A 23605-nucleotide genomic window follows, 5' to 3' on the forward strand; every position below is an offset into this window, starting at 1 on the left:
CCCCTCAGTGCAGTCGGATAGAAGGGGCTGTAGGCTTTGAACAACCTGATAGGTGAATTCATGAATTATCTGAGCACCGAGAGGGGACTTGCCCTGAACACCCTGGAGTCCTATGGTAGAGATCTCAGGCAGTATTGGGAATACTTGCAGTCTGACGGCGGTGCCACGCTCGAGAAGGCGTCCAGGGCGACCGTGGTCGCGTACCTCCTGTTCCTTCAGAAGCAGGGGAAGGCGACCGCTACCATCGCCCGCCGGCTGGCCGCGCTGCGCTCATTCTACCAGTTCCTCCTGAGGGAGAAGTACGTCGACAAAGACCCGACCGCGAACCTGGAGTCGCCCAAACTCGAGAAGAGGCTGCCGAAGGTGCTCACGATCAAGGAAGTGGAGACACTCCTGAAGCAGCCCAACCCGTCGACCGCGTCGGGGTTGCGGGACAAAGCGATGCTTGAGCTGCTGTACGCCACGGGGATCCGCGTGTCCGAGCTTATATCACTGAACGTGGAGGACATAAGCCTGGACATGGGGTACATACGCTGCTCGGGCAAGGGCTCAAAGGAGCGGATAGTCCCGGTGGGTTCGGTGGCTGTCAAGTGCGTGGCCGATTACCTTTCGGCAGGCAGGCCCCGTCTGGGACCCGACCGCAGCGAGCAGGCGCTTTTCGTCAACCACCACGGCAAGCGCCTGACGAGGCAGGGATTCTGGAAGATCGTCAAGCGGTACGCCCACGACGCCAAGATCAACAAGGAAATCACACCGCATACGCTACGCCACTCGTTCGCGACGCACCTGTTGGAGAACGGGGCGGACCTGAGGTCGGTCCAGGAGATGCTCGGCCACGCCGATATCTCGACGACGCAGGTGTACACGCACATAACCAAGGGCAGGCTGAAGGAGGTGTACGCGCGGGCCCACCCCAGGGCCTGAGGACCGGATAATGACGCAATCCAAGCCAAGCAGGGTAGTGCTAATCGTACTCGACAGCGTGGGCATTGGGGAGACCCCCGATGCCCATTTGTACGGCGACGAGGGTTCCAACACCCTCTCCAACACGGCAAAGGCCGTCGGGGGCCTCCACCTTCCGAACATGGCCGGCCTCGGCCTGCCGCTCATCCCCGGAGTCTCCGGGGTTGGGCCGGTGGTCGTCCCCGCCAGGGGCGCATTCGGCCGCATGGCCCCGGCTTCGCCGGGGAAGGACACCGTCGGTGGGCACTGGGAAATGATGGGGGTCGTGCTCGAGAAACCGTTCAGGACCTATCCCCATGGGTTCCCTCGCGACGTGATCGCCGAATTCGAACGGAGGACGGGAAGGCGCACCCTCGGAAACGTCGCGGCGTCGGGGACGGAGATAATCGAACGCCTTGGGAAGGAGCACGTGGCCACCGGTGACCCGATCGTCTACACATCGGCGGACAGCGTGTTCCAGATCGCGGCGCACGAGGACGTCATCCCCGTGGACGAGCTGTATGGTATGTGTTTGACGGCGCGGTCGATGCTCGTGGGCGAGAACCTGGTGGGCCGGGTTATCGCCCGGCCGTTCGCCGGTGAGCCAGGCGCCTTCAAGAGGACCGAACGGAGACGGGATTTCCCGCTCGAGCCCCCGGAAAGCATCGTGCTTGGGTCGCTCGTGGCAGCGGGTGTCACCGTCACCGCGATCGGCAAGATCGAGGACATATTCTGCGGAAAGGGCATATCGCGGTCGTTCCACACGGGGTGCAACGCCGACTCGTGCCGCACGTTGGAGGACCTCGTGCTGGGAGAACGGGCGCCGGATGCAGCGCCCGAGCTACTTTTCGCCAACCTGGTCGACTTCGACATGGTGTACGGCCACCGGAACGACCCGCACGGATACGCTCGTGCCCTCGAGCAGTTCGATGAGTCGCTGGGCAGGATGCTTCCGGGCCTCCGCCCGTCCGATTTACTCGTAGTGACCGCCGACCACGGCTGCGACCCCACGACACCCAGCACCGACCACTCGCGCGAATACGTGCCCGTGCTTCTCGCCCGGCCGCGGGTCCTCGCCGGAGCCGACATCGGCCTCAGGCGGACTTTCGCGGACCTTGGAGCCACGCTGGCTGAAGCGTTCGGCGTGAAACCACCGCACAGCGGCGAGTCCTTCCTTTCCACTGTTTACTCCCTGTAGTTGCTCCCACGCCTGAGAGGTGGCAGGCATCAGGGACCTCGCGTGAAAAAGGTCTCGCTCATCTGGGCAGTATAGCCTTCAGGAGGCGATGCCGAGGTGAGGAAGACCGCCAGTTCATTGCTAGCGGCAACCCTTGTGATAACGATCGTTGCGACCACGCTTTCCGGCGGCGCTGCGGGTGCGGCGCCCTACGCCGGGGCCGACCTGACCACTGATTCCCCGTGCTGTGTCCTCATGGACTACCTGACCGGGGAGGTGCTGTACGAGAAGAACCCCGACGAAAAGCGGGCGCCCGCCAGCCTGACCAAGATAATGACGCTCGTGGTGGCACTGGAGGCGGTCGCAGCCGGCAAGGTGAAGCTAGACGACCCTGTGACCGCCGGCGAAGGGTGCGAACTCGAAGGAACGCAGGTGTGGGCCGAACCTGGGGAGACCCACCCTTTGAGGGACTGGCTTACGACCATTGCGGTCGGGTCGGCGAACGACGCCTGCAAGGTGGTTGCAGAGTACGTGGCAGGTTCGGAGCCGGCGTTCGTATCGATCATGAATGAAAGAGCCAGGCAGCTGGGCGTGACCGGCAGTGAATTCAAGAACAGCCACGGGCTCGACGAGGAGGGCCACATGGTGACCTCGCGCGACATGGCCATAATCGGCAGGCACGCGGTGGACGTGCCGGGGCTCCTCGACTTGACGAAAATATACCAGACCAAGTTCAGGGGCGGCAAGTTCAACCTGGACAACGCGAACAAGATGCTGGTGTTCTTCCCGGGCTGCGACGGGCTGAAGACGGGCAGCACCGACAAGGCGGGCTACTGCGTGGTGAACACGGCGCAACGGGACGGAAAGAGATTCATATCCGTGGTGATGGGCGCCCCTTCAACCAGGGTAAGGTTCGCGGACTCCACGAAGATGCTGAACTACGCGTTCGCCAATTACCAGCCCATGCTCCTCGTCAAGAAGGGCCACCCCGAACAGAGGGTGAGGGTGTGGAAGGGCGCGAAGGACTACGTCGACGCGGTCCCCGAGAAGGACCTGGGTGTCGTGCTGAAGAAGGGCGAGGAGAAGGGCGTGGCGCAGAAGGTGAACCTCAAGAAGGAAGTCCTGGCGCCCGTCAGGAAGGGCGACGCGCTCGGTGAAGTGACGTTCACCAGGGAAGGTGGCGTGCTGGGGCGCGTCAACCTCGTCGCGGCGGAGGACGTGAAGAAGAAGGGCATGGCGCAGCACTTCGTGTCGGTACTCAAGGGGCTGATTTCGTTCTGAGGCGTAGGCCTGGTCAGGGATTGACGGGGCTGCCGGCGAGGCGGCCCCGTCGCATTAGAGCGTACATGGGCTACCGCTGGCTACCGCTGACGGAGAAGGAAAAACACCGGTAGCGGAGAATCAGGCCGTGATAGGAAAAAAGTGGGAAGGCAGCAGGGGGGGCCTACCGTTGAAAGTGGATTTCGAGTCGGCCGGAAACGTGCTCGTCGTCAGGGTCGAGGGCGAACTGGACCTGTCAACCGCGCCGCAGTTCAGGGCCAGCGTCGAGCACGCCCTGGACCGCACGATGGCCAGGGACTGCATCCTAAACATGAAGGGAGTCAGCTTTATAGATTCATCGGGGCTGGGCGCGATACTCGGCAGGTACAGGCGCGTCACCCAGGCGGGAGGTAAGATGGCTCTCTGCGGAGTCATCCAGCGCGTGAGGCCCATTCTGGAGCTCTCGGGCATCAAGCGGATAATGCCCCTATACGACTCGGAGAAAGAGGCGCTGGCGTCGCTTCAGGGGGACTGACCATGGCTGGGGACAGGCAGCAGGCTGCAAACAGGCTCTACATGGAGGTGGATTCGGTCGCAGCGAATGTCGGACTGGTCCGCGTCGCGGTTGCCGCTCTGGCTGCCCAGGCGGGCTTCACCATCTCCGACGTGGAGGAAATAAAGGTAGCCGTCTCCGAGGCCGTGTCCAACTCCGTGCTTCACGGTTACGGCGTGCCATCCGGGGGTGCTTCCGGGGTCATCAGGGTTACCGCGATCCTGCGGACGGGGTCGATCGCCATTGTCGTCGAGGACGACGGCAAGGGCATGGACGATGTCGAGAGATGCATGAAGGGCGGCGCCGGAGACGACCCTGAGCGGATGGGGCTGGGCTTCATATTCATGAAATCGTTGATGGACAGCGTGGAAGTCACCTCGACCCCCGGCCGGGGCACGAGGGTCAGCATGAGCAAGTACGTTCCAGGCGCCGAGGGGGGCCGGGGGTGAGGGTTTGGGTCCGCTTTCCCACGAAGAAACCCTCGAACTCATCGCGCGGGCCTCGAGGGGCGACCTCAGCGCCCGCGAATCGCTCGTAGAGGCGAACGCGGGACTCGTCCGCGCCATCGCTGCGAGGTTCAGGTGTTACGCAGGCAATGAATACGAGGACATCGTCCAGGTTGCGTACGTCGGTTTCCTGAAGGCCATCGACGGCTTCGACCCCGGGTTCGGTGTGCGATTCTCCACATATGCGTTCCCCGTCATCATGGGCGAGATAAGGCGCTACCTGAGGGACACCGCCCTTGTGCACCTCTCGCGCTCGGTGCAGGAAGCGAGGTCCAGGGTTTCGGACGCCCGCGCCGCTCTGAACGTAAGGCTCGGCCGCGAGCCGACCGTCGCGGAGATCGCCGCGGAGGCGGGGCTCGAGCCCGACCAGGTGATCGAGGCGATCGAATCCGCCAGGCCGCCACAATGGCTGGATGGACCGGCCGGCGGTGACGAGTCGCCGGCCATGCTCGACGTGGCCGGCAGCCCAGACGAAAGCGAAGGGCTGATTGACCGGCTCGCGCTGGGGAAGGCGCTGGATTCGCTCGAGCCCCGCGAGCGGCTGCTGATCATCCTCAGGTACGTCAAGGGATACACACAGACCGGAGTGGCGGCCAGGCTTGGCGTCTCGCAGGCGCAGGTATCGCGCGAGGAGAAGAGGGCTCTCGAGCGACTCCGGCAGTTGATGACGGGCTGAAACGCCGCTGTGCCGGGCCGCATGTAAGCAGGGTTCGCATCGTTCGCAGTCCCCCGGGAAGATCCCGGGGGTTTTCGCTTCTTCTCTGCGCCTGGACAGGGCATTATCGTCAGGCGATAGGAGCATAATACACTCTGCCCATTGGATTTCCAGATGGAAGCGGCACAACGACCGAGGGGGTATGTCAGTGGCTATCGTGAAGGTGTTCGAGCTCGTGGGGGAGTCGAGCAAAGACTGGCAGGACGCGGCGACAAACGCCATCGCCGAGGCCAGCAAGGCCGTCGACAAGATCGTCGCGGCCGAGATCGTCAACTGGACCGCGAACATCAGCGAGGGCAGGATCAAGGAGTACAAGGCGAACGTGAAGGTTGCCTACGTGGGTGAAATTCGCAGCATCTGACGGCGGCGCTGTGGTGCGCTTCCGGCCGGCGTGGTCGACCGGTGGGGTCCGCCCGCTCGAGCGGCGGACCCTTTCGAATGACGGGGTGTGTGGATTTGAAAGCCAGCTCTGCTCAGGCTAAGGAGTACCAGAAACTCGTAAACCAGAAATCGCCGCCGCGGCCGATTCTGAGGAACACTGTGCTCGCGTTCCTGGTTGGAGGCCTCATCTGCGTGGTCGGCCAAGTGATCTTGGGCGGCCTCACCGCGCGCGCCGGTATGGGGCGGACAGAGGCGACCTCCCTGACATCGGGGATCATGGTCGCGCTGGGGTCGACGCTGACAGGGCTGGGCCTGTATGACGAGATCGGGCGCGTAGGGGGCATGGGCTCAGCGATTCCAATAACCGGGTTCGCGAACTCGATAACCTCTCCGGCGATGGAATTCAAGACCGAGGGATTCATTCTCGGGCTCGGGGCCAGAATGTTCACGATCGCCGGACCGGTGATCGTGTACGGGCTCATCACGGCGGTCGCGGTCTCAGCGCTCAGGATCTTCTTCCTCCGGGGGTTATAGTATGGCGTTGAAGTGGGCCGGGAGGCAAACGGTGTTCCTCCAGAAGCCCCCCGTAATAGCGTCGTCGGCCGCTGTCGCCGGCCCCAAGGAGGGGAGAGGCCCGCTGGGGGCCGAGTACGACCTCGTCCTGGAGGACCTCAGGGACGGGCAGAAGTGCTGGGAGCGGGCGGAGACGCGGATGCTCTCCAGGGCGGTTCAGATCTGCCTCGACAAAGTGGGGCTGAAGCCCAACGACATCCAGTTCTTCATAGCGGGCGACCTCCTGAATCAGATTACCTGCGCAAACGCCGTTGCCCGCGACCTCTCCATCCCGTTCGTGGGCATATACGGAGCCTGCTCTACGCTGGCCGAAGGTATGGCCATAGGTTCGATGCTGATCGACGGCGGGTTCGCGGAGAGGGTGATGGTGGCCACATCCAGCCACCACAACACGGCCGAAAGGCAGTACAGGTACCCCACGGAGTTCGGGGCGCAGAGGACCCCCGCCTCCCAGTGGACGGTCACGGGCGCCGGCGCATTTCTTCTGGCGGCCAAGGGGACGGGCCCTCGCGTCACCCACGCTACCGTTGGGTCGGTCGTCGACATGGGCATGAAGGACGTGAACGACATGGGAAGTGCCATGGCGCCCGCTGCCGCGTCGACGATACGGGCGCACTTCACCGATACTGGCAGGACCCCGGCGGACTACGACGTGGTCCTCACAGGCGATCTGGCCTCAGTGGGCAAGGCTCTCTGTGACGAACTCCTCAAGCAGCAGGGGCTGGACCTTTCGGGTAGGTACGAGGATTGCGGGCTCATGGTGCTCCGCAAGGACCAGGACGTCCACGCGGGGGCGAGCGGCTGCGCCTGTTCGGCCCTGGTGCTTTCGGGGCGCGTCCTCAAACTCCTCGAGGCCGGCAAGTACAGGCGAGTGCTCATGGTGGCGACGGGCGCCCTGCACAGCCCGCTTACGTACCAGCAAGGCGAGTCCATACCGTGTATCGCGCACGGGATCGCGATAGAACGAGTGGGCGACGCATCCGCGAGGGACCTGGACGCGGGTGTCAAGGAGGAGGCTCTGCAGCCGTGAATCTGATGCTCGCTTTCCTTGTGGGCGGGGCGATATGCGCGATCGCGCAGCTCGTCGTCGACCTGACGAAATGCAACCCCGCCGTGGTCATGGTATCGTCCGTCAGCGCGGGCGCGATACTCAGCGGCCTCGGGGTGTATGGACCCCTCGTGGAGCTCGGTGGCGCGGGTGCGACTGTCCCCCTGACCGGCTTCGGCCACTCGCTAGTGCAGGGGATAATGGAGGACTCGGCGCGCCTCGGGTTCCTGGGGCTGTTGACCGGGGGGCTGCGGGCGACGTCTTTGGGGCTGTCGGCGGCGATCGTCATGGGTTACCTGATGGCGCTGCTGTTCAACCCGAAGGAGTAACGGGACTCGAGAGGATGGATCGAACGAGGGTGCCGCGGGCGAGGACGCGCCCGAGAGGGATGCGCAGGCCGAAGACACCGGCAGAATTGAAGAGGCTCAGGCTCGAGGAGCTCGCAGGGGAGATCGCTGCGGAACTGGCTCCCCCGACCGGCGGCGGACGCGCAGGCGAGGGTGCCGGGGGCGGCGCGTCCGGTGGAGGCGGCGGACGCATGGGGGACCCGGGGGGGCAGATCGGCGACAGACCGGTCTCGCCGGACCTCGACGAGAACGTCACCCTGATAAAGGCGTTATTGAATCCCAGCGATGACATAGTGTTCCGCGAAATATCAATAGGCCACGAGCAGCACATCCGCGCGGAAATTGTATTCATCGACGGCATAGTGGACAAGTCCACTATCCACGAGCACGTCATGAAGTCCCTGATGCTGCACACGGAGCGTATCTTCCCCGCGCCCCCGAGGGGCAAGGGCCTCGGGGACGTAATCAAGGAGTTCTCCCTCACCGTTGGAGAGGTCAAGACGTCCACGAAAATGGGGGACGTGATCGACGCCGTACTCAATTCGGACACAGCGCTGTTCATTGACGGCGTCCCCATTTGTTACATCGTCAACACCAAGGGGTGGGAACACCGGAGCGTCCAGGAGCCTAACATAGAGTCCGCCGTCAGGGGGGCGCGGGAGGGGTTTAACGAGGTACTCCGGACCACGACGGCGCTCGTCAGGCGGCGCATAAAGGACAGCCGGCTGAGGGTGAAGCAGATGAGGCTGGGCCGGAGGACCAAGACGGACATCGCGGTCATTTACCTGGAGGGGGTCGCCAACGAGCAGATCGTCGCGGAGGTGTTCTCGCGCCTTCGTGACATCGACGTCGACGCCGTGCTGGACACTGGCCACCTCGAGCAGCTGATAGAAGACAATCCCTATTCGCCGTTTCCGCAGATGCAGGCCACCGAGAGGACGGACAAGGTCGGGGCGTCGATCCTGGAAGGCAAGGTGGCGATCGCGTGCGACACCACGCCGTTTGTGCTACTGGCACCCGCGACCCTGTGGGCTTTCTACCAGACATCGGACGACTACTTCGAACGCTGGATCATCGCAACATTCGTGCGGGCGCTGCGGTTTCTCGCGCTGGTGACGGCCCTCGTGCTCCCTTCACTGTACGTATCCCTGGTGGCGTTCCATCCGGAGATGATACCCGCAAAGATTGCCCTGCCGCTGGCCGGTATACGGTCCGGCCTGCCATTCAACGCGGTTCTCGAGCTACTCATCCTGGAGCTCTCCGTCGAGACTCTCCGCGAGGCGAGCGTGCGCCTGCCTGGTCCCATCGGGCCGACGATAGGCATAGTCGGCGCGATCGTCATTGGCGAGGCTGCGATCCGCGCCGGCCTTGTTGGTCCCCTGGCCGTCATACTCGTCGCCACAACCACGATCGCCTCGTTCGTGTCGCCGAGTTACAGTGCTGGAATTGCTGTGAGGGTGTTGAGGTTTCCACTCATCGCGCTTGCGGCGATGCTGGGTCTGGTCGGTGTCATGGTGGGAATAATAGCGATCAGCATTCATGTCTGCGGGCTCGACTCGTTCGGGGTCCCATACCTTTCTCCGATTGTCCCGCTGACGACCGGTGATCTTAAGGACACAGCGGTACGCCTGCCGCTCTGGGCGATGAAGATGCGGCCGCTGCACCTCCGGCCGGTCGACGTCAGGCGGATGGCGCAGAGCGTGAGCGCGCTAGAGACAGGACGAGCCGCCAAACGGATCGATCTCGGACAGCCTGCGAGCGACCGGGACAAGGGCGCGGGGGAAGGGGCGGGCGGTCCCGGGGGAGGGAGCGGGCAATGAACCGCGAGACCATCTCGGCTAACCAGATTATGTCCATAGTTGCGTCGTCGCTGATAGGGGTTTCCATCCTTGCGCTGCCGAGCAGCGTGGCAAGGGTCGCTGGCCCCGACGGCTGGATATCGTTCCTACTCGCGTGGGCGGGGAGTATGGCGGCGCTCTACCTTGTGGTTGCCCTGGCGCGCAGGTTTCCCGGTGAGTCCCTCCTTCAGTATTCCATACATATCCTGGGTAGACCGGCCGGGACGGCCGCTACTTTTCTCTTCGGGGTCGTGGAGCTCGTCTCGAGTGCGCTGGTCACTCGAGTGTTCTCGGAGGCCGTCGTCAGCGCCGTCCTCCCAGAAGCGCCTCACGAGGTCATTTGCGCCGCCATGACGGCGCTGGTAGCGTACCTGTCGCTACAGAGGGTTCGCGTGTTTGCACGCGTTCACGAGCTCTTCCTCGTACCCATCCTCGTTACGTTCGGCCTGTTCATTTTGTCAGTCTACCAGAACGCATACCTGGCGAACATCACGCCTGTGCTTGCGCGGGGAGCGGGGCCGGTGCTCGCGGGTGTGGCGAGGACGTCGCTGGCGTTCCAGGGTTTCGAAATCATGCTCCTGTTCTTCGCATACGCCGCAAACCCGGGGGAGATCGCCCGGTCGTCGCTTCTCGGGTTGAGCCTCGCAGGAGTCCTGTACGTGACGGCGATTGCGGGCGTGACTGCGGTGTTCGGCCCGGAACACCTCAAGTCGTTACAGTGGCCCATGCTGGAAGCGATCAGGATAGTCGGTGCGTCGCCCGGGGTCGGATTTGAACGGATCGAGTCACTGTTCATGACGGTCTGGATGATCGCGGCATTCACGTCCGCAGGCGCGCTCGGGTATGCGGGAATCCGCGCTTTGAGCGATGCCATCGGTTGGCAGGATGCGACCCTGTCGGTGCCCGTGTTTTCGCCCGTGTTGTACGCGATATCCCTGGCCCCCTCCAACCTGTTCAGCGTGCTCGATGCCTCATCGCTGTCCGGCCAGGTCGCGATCGTCTATACCGTACTGCTGACAATCACCCTCCTCGGGGTGGCGGTCATAAGGCGGAGGCGGGGGGATTCCGGTGCCCGCACCCGATAAGACCGTGAGCCTCTTGCGTCCGCACCGGCGTGGGACCGGGCCATGGAGTGTTCTGTGCCTGGCCGCCGCCTGCGCCTTGCTTACCTGCGGCTGCTGGGGTTCGCTCGACATCGAGGAGCGCGCCATCGTCACAATGGTAGGGATAGACCGCGGAGAGAAGGGAGTCAAGGTCTCGCTGGAAGTGGCGATAAACGAGAAAATGGCCAAGGAGGGTGGCGATGGCGGCGGCGGCGGCGGTGAGGAAGCGTTCGTCGTGGTGCACGAGGACGAGGCCAGCACGGCCGAGGCGATTCACCGCCTCCAGGACAAGGTCTCGATGCCGATGTACCTGGGGCACCTGAAAGTGGTAGTCTTCGGTGAGGAATTCGCCAGGGAGTCCGGCATCATGGAACCGCTTGCGGCGCTGACGCGGCACCCGGAAATCCGTGGGCAGGTGTGGATCGCCGTAGCCAGGGGGACGGCCGAGGACCTGATGCACCACAGGATCAAAGCCGAGCGACTGCCGGCAGCCTACCTGGAGAGGCTGCTCAACACGGGCAAGAGGTTCGGGCATACCGCTGATTCGAGGCTGAGCGCGGTGTCGTCGAAACTCGACTTACCGGGGTATCACCCGCTATTACCCATACTGAAGGCTGATGAGGGCTCGGTCGAAATCGAGAACGCCGCGGTGTTCTTCAACGACAGGCTCGTCGGCGAACTGGAACACGACGAAATGCACGACTTCGCCCTGGTTGAGGGCGTTCACACGGCGGGGACCTACTCCATCCCTTCGCCGAGGGGCCGGGGAAAACTCTACGTGTTGCTTCGCGGCGCCCGTAAAAAAGTGAGCGTGACGCAGGACGGTGACCGGGTAACGATCAGCCTGAAGATCCGGGCAGATGGCAACGTCGTGGAGGATTCCGGGGACGCCCCGCGGGCAACCGCAGGCACTGAGACCGCGGGGAAGGTCGTCAAAGCCCTGGAACGACAGTTAAACGACGAGATCAGCCACCACGTCGAGGACCTCATCAAGAAGGTTCAGACACAGTACGGCGCGGACATATTCGGATTCTCGCGGCACGCCGGCCGGTTGAAATTTGAGGAGAAGAAGTGGGATGCCGTGTTCCCGACCGCCGATGTCCATGTAGAGGTGAACGTCATGCTCCGCAAGTTCGGTCTGGGGGAGGTGTGAGGCAGTGCTGGATGCCGTTATGCAACTCGGCCCCTACATCTTCCTGGGCTTCCTGGGATCGGGGGTATTCCTGCTGTCCGTGACCGCTCCCCGCCTCAAGGCCGCAGGTGTACGGCAATCAGGTGAGCCGGAAAAGGGGCCCCGGCCGGGGCCGCAGCCGGTGGCGGTGGCCACCGGCATCGGGTGGCTGTACATCATATTCGGAGCCCTGGGTCTCGTGCTCATGGTGGTCGTCACATGAGGCTCTCGGTGGTGGCAGCGGGCTGTATAGGGATCCCGCGAGGCCTGTTGTATTACGAGTATTTCCCGCTCTGGAGCGAGTTCTTTAAACGGCTCGGGTTTCGCGTGACTGCCGCGAACAACACGACCCGCAGGATCCTGGACGCCGGAGTGACGTGTGCGGTGGATGAGGCGTGCCTGCCCGTCAAGGCATATCTCGGGCATTGCATTGAAACGGCGTCCGGGTGCGACCTGTTATTCGTTCCGAGGGTAGTCAGCGTGGAGCGAGGAGCCTACACGTGCCCGAAGCTCCTGGGTCTTCCGGACATGGTCAACGCCATGAACCTGGGGGTACGCGTTCTCACCGCAGTGGTCGACGTGACGCGACGGGGTCACGGCGCATTCGTCGCCGCCATGTCCCTCGCGGGTGAACTGGGGGTTGGGCGGGTCGCGGCTCTTCGGGCGTACCTGGCAGCACTCCTTGAGTACGCCCGCTTCAGGCACAGGCTGAACGGGACCGGCGGCTGGTTCGATAACACAGCCGGTGCGCGGCCGGTAGGGCCGGGAGCGCTGCCAAGAGTGCTGGTGCTCGGCCATTCGTACGTCGTCAACGATCCGGGGCTGAACCTGGGCTTGAGGCAGCACATCGAGCGCCTCGGGGCGTCGCCCTTCACGGTGGATTCCCTGCCGTGGCGCGCCGTGAACGGGCACCTCAGGGGCCTGTCAAAGCCGATATTCTGGACGTACCAGAAGAAGATGTACGGTGGCGCCATGTACCATATTCGTAACCACACGTGCGACGGGATAATACAGGTTGCCTCGTTCGGGTGCGGGCCGGACTCCCTCATAGCCGAGTTGATAAGGAGAGAAGCGGACAGGAAGCGGGTACCATATATGGCGTTGACCGTGGACGAGCACACCGGTGAGGCCGGCACGGTGACCAGGGTCGAGGCTTTCCTGGACATGCTGACGCGGCGCGTGAGTGACCGCGTACGCGAGGAGGCTACGGAGCATTGAGGGTTACGTTTCCCCGCATGGGTAACTCGCACATACCGCTCAGGGCTTTGTTCGAGTCGGCGGGCGTCGAGGTGGTCCTGCCGCCCCCCAGCAGCAGGCGGACGGTAGCACTCGGCGCGCGGCACTCCCCCGAGTTCGCGTGTTTCCCGCTGAAGCTGAACATCGGGAACTTCATCGAGGCTGCTGAATCCGGCGCCGACACCATGGTCATGGCCGGGGGTATAGGGCCCTGTCGCTTTGGATATTACGCCCAGGTTGAGCGCGAAATCCTTGCGGACATGGGCTTCGACCTCGAGATGGTGGTGCTGGAGCCTCCCTGCACCGGTTGGGTGGGGCTGGCCTCCCGTATCCGGAAGATCACCGGAGGCTGCGGGGTGACGGGGCTCCTTCGGGCCGCGAGGCTCGCCTGGGTGAAATGCGGCGCGGTGGACGAAATCGAATCGGTTTCCCGCAAGGCCAGGCCGGTGGAGAGGTCGCGTGGGGCCGTAACGCGCGCCATGGAGGAGGCGCTCGCGTTGCTCGACGACGCCGGCACAGTGACCGCTGCCAGGAAAGCGCTGGCGGCCGGTTGTGAGATGATCTGGAGCGCCACGGGCTTTCCCGTGGACGATCCGGAGCCGATACGGGTGGGTATCGTCGGCGAGATATTCATGGTTCTCGACGGTTTCTCGAACATGGATGTCGAGCGTCGGCTCGGCGAGATGGGCGTGGAGGTTCACAGGTTCCTCTCCATGGGAGAGTGGGTACGGTCGAACCTCCTGCCGAAGTCGTTCATGCCCCACGAGGCCCGCGAAATGGTAGCTCTGGCGAGCCCGTACCTGAACTACTTCGTTGGGGGACACGGTGTCGAGTCTGTGGGCGGGGTGCGGGTGTACGCTCGCCTCGGGTTCGACGGGGTGGTACAGATAATGCCGTTCACCTGCATGCCCGAGATCGTTGCGCAGAGCGTACTGAAGAACGTCAGTCGCGACCATTCGATCCCCGTGCTGACGCTGAGCCTGGACGAGCACACCGCCGAGGCGGGGTTGCAGACCAGGCTGGAGGCGTTCGTCGATCTCCTCAAGAGGCGGCGTGTCATGAAGGCTGCGGGCCGGACCGAAGAGGGGGTCACCCCGCTGTGAGCCTGTACCTCGGGATCGACGTGGGTTCGGTTAGCACTGACGTTGCGCTCATAGACCCGCGGAACGGGCTGGTAGCGGGGGCGTACCTGATGACCCGCGGCCAGCCGATCCGCGTGGTGCAGGAGGCCCTCGACGAGATCGCCGCAGCGGCCACGGTTCCGCACGAAATATCCGGCGTGGGGACCACCGGGAGTGGCAGGCACCTCGCGGCTGCCATAGTGGGGGCGGACGCGGTGAAGAACGAGATCACGGCTCACGCCGTGGCGGCGCTCGCTCGCGTGCCCGACGCGAGGACGGTAATAGAGATAGGCGGCCAGGACTCCAAGATCATAATCCTCCGGGATGGAGTCGTCGTGGATTTCGCCATGAACAGCGTGTGCGCCGCGGGTACAGGGTCGTTCCTGGACAGGCAGGCATCGCGCCTGGGGATCCCCATAGAGGAGTTCGGGACCATAGCGCTCAGGTCGAAGAACCCGGTCCGCATAGCGGGGCGGTGCGCGGTATTCGCCGAATCCGACATGATCCACAAGCAGCAGGTCGGTCACACGGTAGAGGACATCGTGTGGGGGCTGTGCCAGGCGCTTGTCAGGAATTACCTGAACAACGTGGGGAAAGGGAAGGAGATCAGGCCCCCTGTGGTGTTCCAGGGAGGTGTGGCGGCGAACGCCGGGATGAAGAAGGCGTTCGAGGAAGCGCTGGGCATGGAGGTGATCGTGCCGGGGGAGCACAAGCTGATGGGAGCGATCGGGGCTGCCATCCTTGCCAGGGAGGCACGCCCGAAACCCGCGACGTCGTTCAAGGGGTTCGATGTGGCGCGGCAGAGGTTCGTCTCCGGCGGTTTCGAATGTTCAGGGTGCTCCAACATGTGCGAGGTAACGGAGATCCGCTCGGGTGACAGCCTGGTCGCCAGGTGGGGCGGGCGCTGCGGGAAGTGGTCGTCGTAGCCTTCGTTTCGTTACCAGGTGAACCCATGGTATAATGACGTAGGCCGACTTGGGAGATGGTTTCTTAATGCCCTACCTGCAAGCGCTCATACTGAGGATACCCGGGCTGGTCGCCGGCTTCGCGTTCCACGAGTATGCGCACGCTCTGGTGGCCGACAGGCTCGGCGATCCCACGCCCAGGATGTACGGCAGGCTTACGCTCGAGCCGTGGGTGCACATGGACCCGTTCGGGACCCTGGCGCTGCTATTCTTCGGCTTTGGATGGGCGAGACCGGTGCCCATCAATCCGTATAACTTCAGGCGGGTCAGGGACGGGGTAATCAAGGTCTCGATCGCGGGACCCCTGATGAACATACTCGTCGCGGGTGTGTTCGCGGTGTTCATGCGCCTCGCTGCCTACATCGGCGGGATGTCCCTCCTGTACGACATAATGCAGAGCGGGTTTATCGTAAACGCCGGTCTCGCTGTCTTCAACCTCTTTCCGATCCCGCCGCTTGACGGCTCCAAGGTGCTTGCCGGGATCCTGCCGCGCGAGGCGGCGTCAGTATTTGAGCAGGCTGAACGATACGGCCCGCTGTTCCTGGTACTGATCCTCTCAACCGGGGTACTCAACGGTCTTCTGTGGGGGTTGACGAAGCTCCTGATGAGCGGGCTCTACGGGTGGGCGAGGGCGATTACCTGGTTCCTTCCGGTCCGGTGATTGGGGTGAAACCGTTGCTTCGTCCGGTCCAGGCTTTGCCAGTCAAGGTGGACGTGTTCGAGGGGCCTCTCGATCTCCTGCTTCACCTCATCGAAGACAACGAAATCGACATATACGACATCCCCATAGCAAGGATCACCGGGCAATACCTCGCGTACCTCCGCGCCATGGAAGAACTCGACCTCGAAATAGCCAGCGAGTTCCTGGTCATGGCGGCGACACTCATGGAGATAAAGACCAGGATGCTGTTGCCCAAAACCGTGACGGTGGGTGAAGAAGCCGGGGAGGCTGACCCGCGCAAGGAGCTCGTGGACATGCTCCTCGAGTACAAGCGCCTCAAGCAGGCGGCGGGCGAACTCAAGCGCCTCGCCGAGGACAGGTCGAAACGCGTCTTCCGCGTCGCGGCCTCGCCGGTGTTGGGACAGGAGAGGCAGCTGGACCTCGGTGACATACGGCTCTTCGACCTCGCCACGCGGTTCAAGATGATCCTGTCGAAAGCGAAGCCCGTTATATCCGAGATAGCCCGCGAGTCGTTCAGCGTACGCCAGAAGATGAGGTACATACTCCGGCAGGTCTCGGGGCTCGCGAAGGCTGGCGCCCTGACGTTCACGCGGCTCGTGTCGTCCGCGATAAGCAGGCGGGAGGTGGTCGTCACCTTCCTCGCGCTGCTCGAGCTCGCGAGGCGGCGCCGGGTGAGGGTCGAGCAGGAGGGGCTGTTCGGCGAGGTAAGGATATACGCGGCGGGGGCCGCCCCTGAAGCCACCGGCACGGAAGGATGAATGAGGTGAACTCAACCGAAGCGGCTGCCGCAATCGAGGCATTGCTCTTCGTAACCGATTCACCACTATCTACGGAGAGGTTGAAAGAGATCCTCCAGGTTGACGACGCGGTGTTATCCGAGGCCATCGCCGCGCTCGACGAGAGATGTTCGCGGCCCGGGTCGGGAATCGAAATCCAGCGGGTTGCCGGCGGGCTACTGCTGGCCACGAGGCCCCACCTCTCGGGATACGTTGAGAAACTCGTCCGTACAAGGCCTACCGCGCTGTCGCAGGCGGCCTTCGAAACGCTCGCCATCATCGCATACAGGCAGCCGGTGACTCGCACCGAGATCGACGCCATCCGCGGCGTCAAGTCCGACAGCGCCATAAACACGCTCCTCGAGCGGAACATGATCAAAGAGGTCGGCCGCAAGCAGGTCATCGGCAGGCCGATGCTCTACGGTACAACGCGGGAGTTCCTCAAGCACTTCGGGCTGAATTCGGTCGAGGAACTTCCGGAAGTACGCGTCGACGAGAGCGGCGACTAGTCGAACCCCGTGACTAATCCCCCATGCCTGGGAAATACTAGAAGGCGAGATGAGCGTTCCCTTTAGAGGGAACGGGCGGGGGGAGCCCTCTTGCAGATCCACTTGAACGGCGTCGCGCTGGCCCTGGTCATGGCCGGGGCTTTTGTCGTCGTTGTGGCACTGTCCCCGCTCTCGCTCAGGTTGACCCTCGCTGTACGCGGTCTTGGCGCCAGCGTGACTACCGAGATAACCGCGTTCTGGGGGTTACTCAAGTTCAAGGGTCCGCGCCCCGCGCCCGGCGAAACCGCACGCCCACGAGCGCCCGTCCGGCTTCGCTCGTTGGGCCGGGCGGATTACGAGCGTGCGCTCCGGTACATCCTCGCCAGGGCGAGCTGCAGGCGCCTGTCGGCCAGGGTCGCGTTCGGCACCGGCGACGCGGCCTCTACTGGTATCGGCGCGGGGATTGTATGGGCCGTCGCCGGCGCCGCTGTCGCGGTCGCCAGGGAATTTGTCGGAGAATGGGACTGCGTCCCCGCCGTGAGCGTCGTCCCGTTTTTCCACGGCGCCGCACTCGAAGCCGACTTCGACTGCATACTGGCAATCCGCACGGGCCATGCTATCTTTGCCGCGCTTGGTTTGGCTTTGAGGGCGATGAGGAGGGCAACTTTCCGTGGAAGAGCATCCCATCCAGGGCCTGATGAAGACAGCGATGGAGAGCATCAAGGACATGGTGGACGTCAACACCGTGGTAGGTGACCCTGTCGAAGCCCCCGATGGTAGCGTGATCGTGCCCGTCTCCCGGGTCACGTTCGGTTTTGCAGCGGGCGGCGGCGATTTCGAGGGCGGCCGTGAAGGTGGAGGCGGAAAGAACGGGGATTCCGGGGACGGGGCGGCGCATCCGTTCGCGGGCGGTAGCGGTGCGGGCGTTTCCGTCCAGCCCGTGGGATTCCTCGTGGTCGGACAGGGGACCGTCCGGATGCTTCCTGTCCATGGAGGGGCGGTGGTCGATCGTTTTATAGAAATGGCGCCGGGCATCCTGGCGCAGCTCAAGACGATGCTCCGCAGGGACGGGGAGGCGACACAGAACGTGGTCGTGACCCCGGCCGCACCGGGTACTGAAGCCGGCCACGACACGCCCGGCACTACGCGAGGCGCGGGCGGAGGCATGGCGGGTGGCGGGCGCATCGTCACGCCATAGTATGGCGTCCACAGCATGAGGCCGATCTGGAAAGGCTCGATCTCGTTCGGACTGGTGACCATCCCTGTCCGCCTTTACGCTGCCACCGAGCGCAAGGACCCGAAGTTCAACTACCTTCACCAGCCCTGCGGTTCCCCCGTCAGGTACTTGAAGTGGTGCCCGTACTGCAATCGCGAGGTGCCCGCCGAGGAGATCGTGTGGGGGTACGAGTACGAAAAGGGGCGCTACGTACTCCTCAATGAGGAGGATCTCAACATGGTTCCGGCACCCGAGGCGAGAGCGCTTACTATTGAGGACTTTATCGATATCCGCGAGATTGACCCCATCTATTACGACAAGACCTACTTCCTTGAGCCGGGTGACGGTGGGGCCAGGGCATACGCCCTTCTGAGGCAGGCGATGCTGGACCGCGGTCGAATCGCGCTGGCGCGCGTCGCCCTCAGATCCAGGGAAACCCTCGCTACCATCAGGGTGTACGGCGGTCAAGTGCTCGTCATGGAGACCATGATGTGGCCCGACGAGATCCGCGACACCGCCGGCCTGCAGATTCCCGCTCTCGGAGATGTGGACCGGCGGGAGGCGCAGATGGCCCAGACCCTCGTGGACACGCTCTCGGCGCCCTTCGAGCCGGCGCGATACCGGAGCAGGGGCAGGGAGCGGCTGGTGGAGCTGATAGAGGCCAAAGTCCAGGGGCGGGAGATCCAGGAGCCGCGGCTTCCGGAGGCGGCGAAAGTCGTTGACCTCATGGAGGCGCTGAAGAAGAGCATCGCACGGGCAGGTGAAGGGCGCCCCACTTCGCCGGCCGCTGAAGCCGGCGGGGCGGCAGGCGAGCGTGCCGGCGGATTACCGCACTGATGTGCGCAGCCGAGATCGACCCCGTGTCGGGCCCGGTACCCCCGATGCTCGCCACCCCTGTCGAGAAACCATTTGATTCTCCGGACTACGCCTTCGAGCTGAAATGGGATGGGTACCGCGCCATTGCCTTCGTAGGTGCGCGGGACGGCCGAGGTGTCACGCTGCAGAGCCGGAACCTGAGAGACATAACCTCCGAGTTTCCGGGGCTCGCGGGTATTCACCGCAGGATCAGCGGGGGGCGCGCCACGCTCGATGGGGAGATTGTGGTAATGAAGGGCGGGAGGCCCAGTTTCCAGGCGCTCCAGCACCGGGAGGAACCGCCGGTGTACGTGGCGTTCGACATTCTCAGCCTGAACGGGAAGAGCCTGCTGGAGCAGCCGTTCGGGGAACGTAGACGAGTTCTCGAGGATTCGGTCCAGCCCGGCGGCGACATCATCCTCTCCAGCACATTCGAGAGAGAGGGCGTGAGGCTCTACGAGACTGCGTCGGAACGCGGCCTTGAGGGTATAGTGGCGAAGCGGCTCGACAGCCCATATGTGCCGGGAAGACGCAGCTCCTACTGGTTGAAAATCAAGGCCAGGCGCGCCGCGGACTGCGTCATCGGGGGGATCAACAGGGGCGTGGGGACTCCTGTGGGATCCCTCGCCGTGGGACTCTATGACGGTGATGAGCTTATCTACGTTGGGAGTGTGGGGGCGGGGCTTACCGATGCCGTCCGCCTCGATCTGCTCTCGCGGCTCAAGGCCGCGGAGGCGCCGCCGTTCTCATTCGGCCGCCGCGGCATCCCGCGCGAGGTCCGGGGGGCATTCTGGGTGGGGCCGGATACCGTCTGCGAGGTGGGATACGCGGAAATGACGAAAGACTTGAGACTCAGACAGCCCTCGTACCTGAGGCTCCGTGAAGACAAACACCCGCGTGAATGCGACTTCGTACAGATCTTCCCCGATCGCCCCGCGGAGAGGTGAGCCCTGTTGCCGCCAAGTAAGTCGAAAGTAATCGTCAAAGTGGGGTCCCGCGAACTCACCCTGACCAACCTCAATAAGGTACTGTGGCCGGAAGACGGGTTCACGAAGGCCGACCTGATACAGTATTTAACCACTATCGCGCCGGTTCTGCTCAAGCACCTTCACAACAGGCCCCTCGTGTTTACCCGTTACCCGGACGGCATCCACGGCGAGTGGTTTTACCAGAAGGATACCCCTGAATATGCACCCGAATGGCTGAGTACGTTCCGTTACGAGACTGCCGACCCGCGAAGCGAGAAGCGCGTGATTGAGTTCGTGCTGGCGAATGGGGTGGAGGACCTCGCCTGGATCGCGAACCAGGCTTCCATCGAGATCCACCCGTGGCTTTCCAGCCTGGGAACGATCGACTACCCCGACTACGCAGTGTTCGACCTGGATCCTGCACCGCCGGCCACGTTCGAAGACGCCGTTGTCGTCGCCCGCGCGCTCGAGGTGTGCCTCGAGCAGCTCGGCCTGCGCGGCTACCCCAAGACTTCGGGGGCGACGGGATTACACATCTACCTGCCAGTCCGACCGGTCTACGCCTACGACGCTATCGCGGAATTCGTGAGGCAGGTGGCGGAGATCGTGAAGTCGACAATGCCGGGCAGGGTCACGCTTGCGAGGCCCGTAAAAGAGAGGACGGGCAAGGTCTATATTGACTACCTCCAGAACATCAAGGGGAAGACCATCGTTGGTCCTTACATTCCCCGCCCACTTCGCGGCGCGCCGGTTTCGACGCCCTTCTCGTGGAATGAACTGGACGGTATAGACCCCGCCCGCTTCACCATTCAGACTGTCCCAGCGAGAATCAGTTCGTCAGGTGACTTGTTCGATGCCGTCCTCCGTGACAGACAGTCTCTGGACGTCGCCATGGGATCGCTGGGCGTGGCTACCGGAGCCGGGGGACGTCGGCCAGCCCCGTCGCGGGCCCCTGGACCGCAATCGCCTGCTCGGCAATCTCAATGGCGCGTCTGACGATCCTACCGCAGTCCCTGGATGGAACGGCACCCCATCCGTCGCTTCGAACGATGTCATAGACGCCCAGGTCTACTGCAATGCGTTCCCGAAGGTCCTCTGACATTACGCCTCGACGCGGCATGGAACACCTTCCTTTCCTGTTCTCCGACATGGGAACAGAGGGCCTATAGCAACCTTCGCTCTGGCCACTCAGACGATCCCTTTCTGACTCACGGATAGCCTCTCGACTATCCGTGAGCCTTACGGGACCAGGTCATGACCGTTGCCCGACGGAAGGAGGTCCATTCGCGGCTGCGGATGATCATTCGACCATCCGCAACCACTACTGGACGTCTTGCCGTCTTGGCTCAACCATTACCGGTCCCGGCCGGCTCGATGCAATCTTACGACTGCATCGAACCGTACCTGAAGACCGGTAATGATCTTCGCTCCGGCCACTACCGATCTGCAAAACCTCATCGACCGGCAGTGACCTTTGCCCGGCCACTGCAGATCCGTATACTTCGACCTGCAGTAGCCTTCGCTCGGCTGCTATAGACCCTCATCAAGTAGTATAACCACCAAGATCGAGACTAACCTTGGACGCGGTTTTGTATTTTTTTCCTTGATTAAAACATAGGTTTCGAGATCGAGGTGGCCCTACCCCGATAGCCATCCTGTACACCGGAGTTTGCTTGCCGGTCACGCTATGGAGGTGCCGCAATGGAAATAATATGGCTGGTTCTCGTCGCCGGCAGCATGGCTGTTGCGGTCGCAAACGGCCGCGCCGAGGTGGCTGTGAACGAGGCGCTGAGGTCGGCGGCCGCGGCGGTGGAGACCACGCTTGGATTTCTCGGCGCCATGTGCCTGTGGCTGGGGTTAATGAAGATAGCGGAGCGCTCGGGCCTCGCGGCCGCGCTATCGCGACTTGTGTCACCGCTCCTCCGGCTAGTCATGCCGTCCGTGCCCCCCGACCACCCGGCGTTCGGGGCGGTGTCCATGAGCATAAGCGCAAATCTCCTGGGCCTCGGTAGCGCGGCCACGCCGTTCGGCTTCAAAGCGATGGAGGAACTGAAGCGCCTGGCCGAGAGCGACGCCTGTCACCGCCCGCGTGCCGGCAAACCGGTTGACAGCGCGACGCCCGCGATGTGCACTTTCGTGGCGATGACCTGCGCGGGACTGACGCTGGTCCCCGGGGCCGTGGTGGCGTTGCGCGCTCAGATGGGCTCCAGCGACCCCTCCGCGACTGTCGGGCCGACCATCCTTGCCGGGCTGGTCGCTTGGATGACCGTCCTGGTAACAGACTCGGCTTTCCGTCGGCGGTGGGGTTAAGTGGGCATCTCACCTCGTGGTGAGCCCTGCCTGTACACCGGACCATCTAAACCGTAGTATTCTGCAACACAATTGCTTTCGGATTCGTCATGTGTTGGGGAGAAGCAGAAGGTCAAGACGATGCCCCAGACGGCGCTATCAAGGCAGTGAAAGACGGAGGATATATGCGCATCCGCAGCGTACTACCCGATCTGTTATCAAGTCTCCTTCTCGGGTTGGGCTTTCTCTTGGTCGTGAGTCCTGCGTTTCTCTACTGGTTCATCCACGATAACAGTGAGCGGTATGTCTGGATTATCAGTGGCCCGTACCCTTTTAGTCACTTCGGCAGTGGCCCGTTCCAGCTTTTCTTGGGCACCGGCTTGCTACTTTCGGGGACGACCCTGGTCGCACTATCACTCCTGATCAGGAAGAATATATGATGCGCTGCATATCCTCATGATTGTGGTGGCCTTGCCTCTAGGGCGGGGGCTCAACGCAAGTGGTGTTGCCGCCTACAGTCGCGGGAGGCGATACAACAGCGAATACGCCTTCACGGGTTGTGTGTGCGTGTAGCGGTTCTTCTACTCATAGTCCGCCTGGTGGTGATCGTGTGGTTGGCTCGGCTCTCGCCGCAGTGTCTTTCCTCTCACGCTGGGCGATGCCCGCGCTCATCCTGGGCATACCACTCTATGGCTTTGCCAGGGGGGTTCCCGTCTACCGCACGTTCGTGGAGGGCGCCGAGGAAGGCCTGAATGTGGCCGCCAGGATCCTGCCTTACCTGGTTGCCATCATGTTTGCGACGTCGCTGTTCAGGGCGTCGGGGGCGATGGACGTGCTTGTAGCCGCTTTTCGCCTGCTCACCGCGGTTGGCGTTCCAGCGGAGGTCATTCCGCTCCTGTTCCTGAAGCCCATCTCCGGTGCCGCCTCACTCTCGTACACCATCGACCTCATGAACCGCCTCGGCCCCGATTCCTTCCCCGCATTCCTGGCCTGCGTCAGCCAGGCAAGCTTCGACACCACGTTCTACGTCGTGAGCCTGTACTTCGGCTCCATCGGCGTCAGGAACACCAGGCATACGATCCCCGTGGCGCTCCTCGGCGACGTCACGGGGTTCATCGTCGCGCTGCTGGTCTCCAGGCGGCTGTTCCCGCTGTAGCGCAGGTCAGCCCGCCCTTCTGCCGAGGAGTGCGCTCAAAGCCCCGCCAGGGGTTGACCTCTGGAGATCCCCGATTTGCCGGAAACACCTGTGGGCAATCGTGCGTCCAGAACAGCGGTGATCGCCTGTGTCCTCATCAAGTTCGCCTGGCTGCCTCACGTTACGAGAAGAGATCCTGGCTGAAAACACAACCGGCGGGGCTTCGAGGTCCTGGTCCCCGGAGTGGGTATTCTGGGTCA

Annotated in this window: 28 protein-coding genes; 27 read left to right on the forward strand and 1 reads right to left on the reverse strand. The window is 63.2% G+C overall.

Annotation, left to right across the window (positions count from 1 at the left end):
• Nucleotides 1–36 precede the first annotated feature (36 nt).
• The 25 genes from xerD to HPY55_09790 all read left to right on the forward strand — a co-directional run bounded on the left by xerD (nucleotide 37) and on the right by HPY55_09790 (nucleotide 20917).
• Nucleotides 37–924 (forward strand): site-specific tyrosine recombinase XerD, encoded by an 888-nt coding sequence (gene xerD / locus HPY55_09670; GenBank protein NPV70897.1) that lies wholly within the window; start codon nucleotides 37–39, stop codon nucleotides 922–924.
• Nucleotides 925–934: 10 nt separating this feature from the next.
• Nucleotides 935–2140, forward strand: coding sequence for a phosphopentomutase (locus tag HPY55_09675; GenBank protein ID NPV70898.1), 1206 nt, complete (start codon nucleotides 935–937; stop codon nucleotides 2138–2140).
• Nucleotides 2141–2236: 96 nt separating this feature from the next.
• Entirely contained in the window at nucleotides 2237–3400 is a 1164-nt protein-coding gene (locus HPY55_09680) for a D-alanyl-D-alanine carboxypeptidase (GenBank protein NPV70899.1), read from the forward strand.
• A gap of 169 nt (nucleotides 3401–3569) precedes the next feature.
• Nucleotides 3570–3914, forward strand: a complete 345-nt coding sequence (gene spoIIAA, locus HPY55_09685) for an anti-sigma F factor antagonist (protein NPV70900.1) — start codon at nucleotides 3570–3572, stop codon at nucleotides 3912–3914.
• 2 nt (nucleotides 3915–3916) lie between these two features.
• Nucleotides 3917–4381 carry an anti-sigma F factor gene (locus tag HPY55_09690; GenBank protein ID NPV70901.1) on the forward strand — a complete coding sequence of 155 codons (465 nt, stop codon included), beginning with the start codon at nucleotides 3917–3919 and terminating at the stop codon, nucleotides 4379–4381.
• 4 nt (nucleotides 4382–4385) lie between these two features.
• Entirely contained in the window at nucleotides 4386–5114 is a 729-nt protein-coding gene (locus HPY55_09695) for a sigma-70 family RNA polymerase sigma factor (GenBank protein NPV70902.1), read from the forward strand.
• 181 nt (nucleotides 5115–5295) lie between these two features.
• The gene (locus HPY55_09700) at nucleotides 5296–5514 is read left to right on the forward strand and encodes a dodecin domain-containing protein (protein ID NPV70903.1); all 219 of its coding nucleotides are present in this window, start codon (nucleotides 5296–5298) and stop codon (nucleotides 5512–5514) included.
• A 77-nt stretch (nucleotides 5515–5591) separates the two neighbouring features.
• Nucleotides 5592–6068, forward strand: coding sequence for a stage V sporulation protein AC (gene spoVAC / locus HPY55_09705; protein NPV70904.1), 477 nt, complete (start codon nucleotides 5592–5594; stop codon nucleotides 6066–6068).
• Nucleotide 6069: 1 nt separating this feature from the next.
• Nucleotides 6070–7137 (forward strand): stage V sporulation protein AD, encoded by a 1068-nt coding sequence (gene spoVAD / locus HPY55_09710; GenBank protein NPV70905.1) that lies wholly within the window; start codon nucleotides 6070–6072, stop codon nucleotides 7135–7137.
• Nucleotides 7134–7484 carry a stage V sporulation protein AE gene (gene spoVAE / locus HPY55_09715; protein ID NPV70906.1) on the forward strand — a complete coding sequence of 117 codons (351 nt, stop codon included), beginning with the start codon at nucleotides 7134–7136 and terminating at the stop codon, nucleotides 7482–7484. The genes spoVAD and spoVAE overlap by 4 nt, the downstream gene beginning before the upstream one ends.
• Nucleotides 7485–7570: 86 nt before the next feature.
• Complete coding sequence (locus HPY55_09720) at nucleotides 7571–9322, forward strand: spore germination protein (protein NPV70907.1); 1752 nt, start codon at nucleotides 7571–7573, stop codon at nucleotides 9320–9322.
• A complete protein-coding gene (locus HPY55_09725; GenBank protein ID NPV70908.1) occupies nucleotides 9319–10425 on the forward strand; it encodes a GerAB/ArcD/ProY family transporter in 1107 nt (368 codons plus the stop codon). Before HPY55_09720 ends, HPY55_09725 begins: the two co-directional genes overlap by 4 nt.
• On the forward strand, nucleotides 10409–11596 hold the full coding sequence (locus HPY55_09730; GenBank protein ID NPV70909.1) for a Ger(x)C family spore germination protein: 1188 nt from the start codon (nucleotides 10409–10411) through the stop codon (nucleotides 11594–11596). The genes HPY55_09725 and HPY55_09730 overlap by 17 nt, the downstream gene beginning before the upstream one ends.
• A gap of 4 nt (nucleotides 11597–11600) precedes the next feature.
• A complete protein-coding gene (locus HPY55_09735; GenBank protein NPV70910.1) occupies nucleotides 11601–11837 on the forward strand; it encodes a hypothetical protein in 237 nt (78 codons plus the stop codon).
• On the forward strand, nucleotides 11834–12832 hold the full coding sequence (locus HPY55_09740; GenBank protein NPV70911.1) for a hypothetical protein: 999 nt from the start codon (nucleotides 11834–11836) through the stop codon (nucleotides 12830–12832). Before HPY55_09735 ends, HPY55_09740 begins: the two co-directional genes overlap by 4 nt.
• Complete coding sequence (locus tag HPY55_09745; protein NPV70912.1) at nucleotides 12829–13953, forward strand: CoA protein activase; 1125 nt, start codon at nucleotides 12829–12831, stop codon at nucleotides 13951–13953. Before HPY55_09740 ends, HPY55_09745 begins: the two co-directional genes overlap by 4 nt.
• On the forward strand, nucleotides 13950–14897 hold the full coding sequence (locus HPY55_09750) for a 2-hydroxyglutaryl-CoA dehydratase (GenBank protein ID NPV70913.1): 948 nt from the start codon (nucleotides 13950–13952) through the stop codon (nucleotides 14895–14897). Before HPY55_09745 ends, HPY55_09750 begins: the two co-directional genes overlap by 4 nt.
• A gap of 67 nt (nucleotides 14898–14964) precedes the next feature.
• Nucleotides 14965–15597, forward strand: coding sequence for a site-2 protease family protein (locus HPY55_09755; GenBank protein ID NPV70914.1), 633 nt, complete (start codon nucleotides 14965–14967; stop codon nucleotides 15595–15597).
• A gap of 14 nt (nucleotides 15598–15611) precedes the next feature.
• Nucleotides 15612–16376 (forward strand): segregation/condensation protein A, encoded by a 765-nt coding sequence (locus HPY55_09760; protein ID NPV70915.1) that lies wholly within the window; start codon nucleotides 15612–15614, stop codon nucleotides 16374–16376.
• Nucleotides 16373–16903: an SMC-Scp complex subunit ScpB gene (scpB, locus tag HPY55_09765; GenBank protein ID NPV70916.1), complete on the forward strand. Its 531-nt coding sequence runs from the start codon at nucleotides 16373–16375 to the stop codon at nucleotides 16901–16903. Before HPY55_09760 ends, scpB begins: the two co-directional genes overlap by 4 nt.
• A gap of 90 nt (nucleotides 16904–16993) precedes the next feature.
• On the forward strand, nucleotides 16994–17638 hold the full coding sequence (locus tag HPY55_09770) for a DUF2953 domain-containing protein (GenBank protein ID NPV70917.1): 645 nt from the start codon (nucleotides 16994–16996) through the stop codon (nucleotides 17636–17638).
• Nucleotides 17553–18080 carry a sporulation protein YtfJ gene (gene ytfJ, locus HPY55_09775; GenBank protein NPV70918.1) on the forward strand — a complete coding sequence of 176 codons (528 nt, stop codon included), beginning with the start codon at nucleotides 17553–17555 and terminating at the stop codon, nucleotides 18078–18080. The genes HPY55_09770 and ytfJ overlap by 86 nt, the downstream gene beginning before the upstream one ends.
• A gap of 15 nt (nucleotides 18081–18095) precedes the next feature.
• Nucleotides 18096–18935, forward strand: coding sequence for a Ku protein (locus HPY55_09780; protein ID NPV70919.1), 840 nt, complete (start codon nucleotides 18096–18098; stop codon nucleotides 18933–18935).
• Entirely contained in the window at nucleotides 18935–19900 is a 966-nt protein-coding gene (locus tag HPY55_09785; protein ID NPV70920.1) for an ATP-dependent DNA ligase, read from the forward strand. Before HPY55_09780 ends, HPY55_09785 begins: the two co-directional genes overlap by 1 nt.
• A gap of 30 nt (nucleotides 19901–19930) precedes the next feature.
• A complete protein-coding gene (locus tag HPY55_09790; protein ID NPV70921.1) occupies nucleotides 19931–20917 on the forward strand; it encodes a DNA polymerase domain-containing protein in 987 nt (328 codons plus the stop codon).
• Here the strand turns inward: HPY55_09790 and HPY55_09795 are convergent.
• The gene (locus tag HPY55_09795; protein NPV70922.1) at nucleotides 20832–21041 is read right to left on the reverse strand and encodes a small, acid-soluble spore protein, alpha/beta type; all 210 of its coding nucleotides are present in this window, start codon (nucleotides 21039–21041) and stop codon (nucleotides 20832–20834) included. The two genes, HPY55_09790 and HPY55_09795, sit on opposite strands and share 86 nt — an antisense overlap.
• 581 nt (nucleotides 21042–21622) lie before the next feature.
• Here HPY55_09795 and HPY55_09800 point away from each other — a divergent pair.
• Nucleotides 21623–22231, forward strand: a complete 609-nt coding sequence (locus tag HPY55_09800; protein ID NPV70923.1) for a spore maturation protein — start codon at nucleotides 21623–21625, stop codon at nucleotides 22229–22231.
• A 637-nt stretch (nucleotides 22232–22868) separates the two neighbouring features.
• Nucleotides 22869–23366 carry a spore maturation protein gene (locus tag HPY55_09805; protein ID NPV70924.1) on the forward strand — a complete coding sequence of 166 codons (498 nt, stop codon included), beginning with the start codon at nucleotides 22869–22871 and terminating at the stop codon, nucleotides 23364–23366.
• The last annotated feature ends 239 nt before the right edge of the window (nucleotides 23367–23605 follow it).

This window comes from Bacillota bacterium, assembly GCA_013178305.1.
In the GTDB taxonomy this organism is placed as follows: domain Bacteria; phylum Bacillota; class Sulfobacillia; order JABLXB01; family JABLXB01; genus JABLXB01.

Excerpts from the sequence above, each read along its gene's own strand:
- HPY55_09675 (NPV70898.1), top strand. The coding sequence starts at position 935 with ATGACGCAATCCAAGCCAAGCAGGGTAGTGCTAATCGTACTCGACAGC.
- HPY55_09690 (NPV70901.1), top strand. The coding sequence starts at position 3,917 with ATGGCTGGGGACAGGCAGCAGGCTGCAAACAGGCTCTACATGGAGGTG.
- HPY55_09700 (NPV70903.1), top strand. The coding sequence starts at position 5,296 with ATGTCAGTGGCTATCGTGAAGGTGTTCGAGCTCGTGGGGGAGTCGAGC.
- spoVAC (NPV70904.1), top strand. The coding sequence starts at position 5,592 with ATGACGGGGTGTGTGGATTTGAAAGCCAGCTCTGCTCAGGCTAAGGAG.
- spoVAD (NPV70905.1), top strand. The coding sequence starts at position 6,070 with ATGGCGTTGAAGTGGGCCGGGAGGCAAACGGTGTTCCTCCAGAAGCCC.
- HPY55_09725 (NPV70908.1), top strand. The coding sequence starts at position 9,319 with ATGAACCGCGAGACCATCTCGGCTAACCAGATTATGTCCATAGTTGCG.
- HPY55_09740 (NPV70911.1), top strand. The coding sequence starts at position 11,834 with ATGAGGCTCTCGGTGGTGGCAGCGGGCTGTATAGGGATCCCGCGAGGC.
- HPY55_09755 (NPV70914.1), top strand. The coding sequence starts at position 14,965 with ATGCCCTACCTGCAAGCGCTCATACTGAGGATACCCGGGCTGGTCGCC.
- scpB (NPV70916.1), top strand. The coding sequence starts at position 16,373 with ATGAATGAGGTGAACTCAACCGAAGCGGCTGCCGCAATCGAGGCATTG.
- HPY55_09780 (NPV70919.1), top strand. The coding sequence starts at position 18,096 with ATGAGGCCGATCTGGAAAGGCTCGATCTCGTTCGGACTGGTGACCATC.
- HPY55_09785 (NPV70920.1), top strand. The coding sequence starts at position 18,935 with ATGTGCGCAGCCGAGATCGACCCCGTGTCGGGCCCGGTACCCCCGATG.
- HPY55_09795 (NPV70922.1), bottom strand. The coding sequence starts at position 21,041 with ATGCCGCGTCGAGGCGTAATGTCAGAGGACCTTCGGGAACGCATTGCA.
- HPY55_09800 (NPV70923.1), top strand. The coding sequence starts at position 21,623 with ATGGAAATAATATGGCTGGTTCTCGTCGCCGGCAGCATGGCTGTTGCG.
- HPY55_09805 (NPV70924.1), top strand. The coding sequence starts at position 22,869 with ATGCCCGCGCTCATCCTGGGCATACCACTCTATGGCTTTGCCAGGGGG.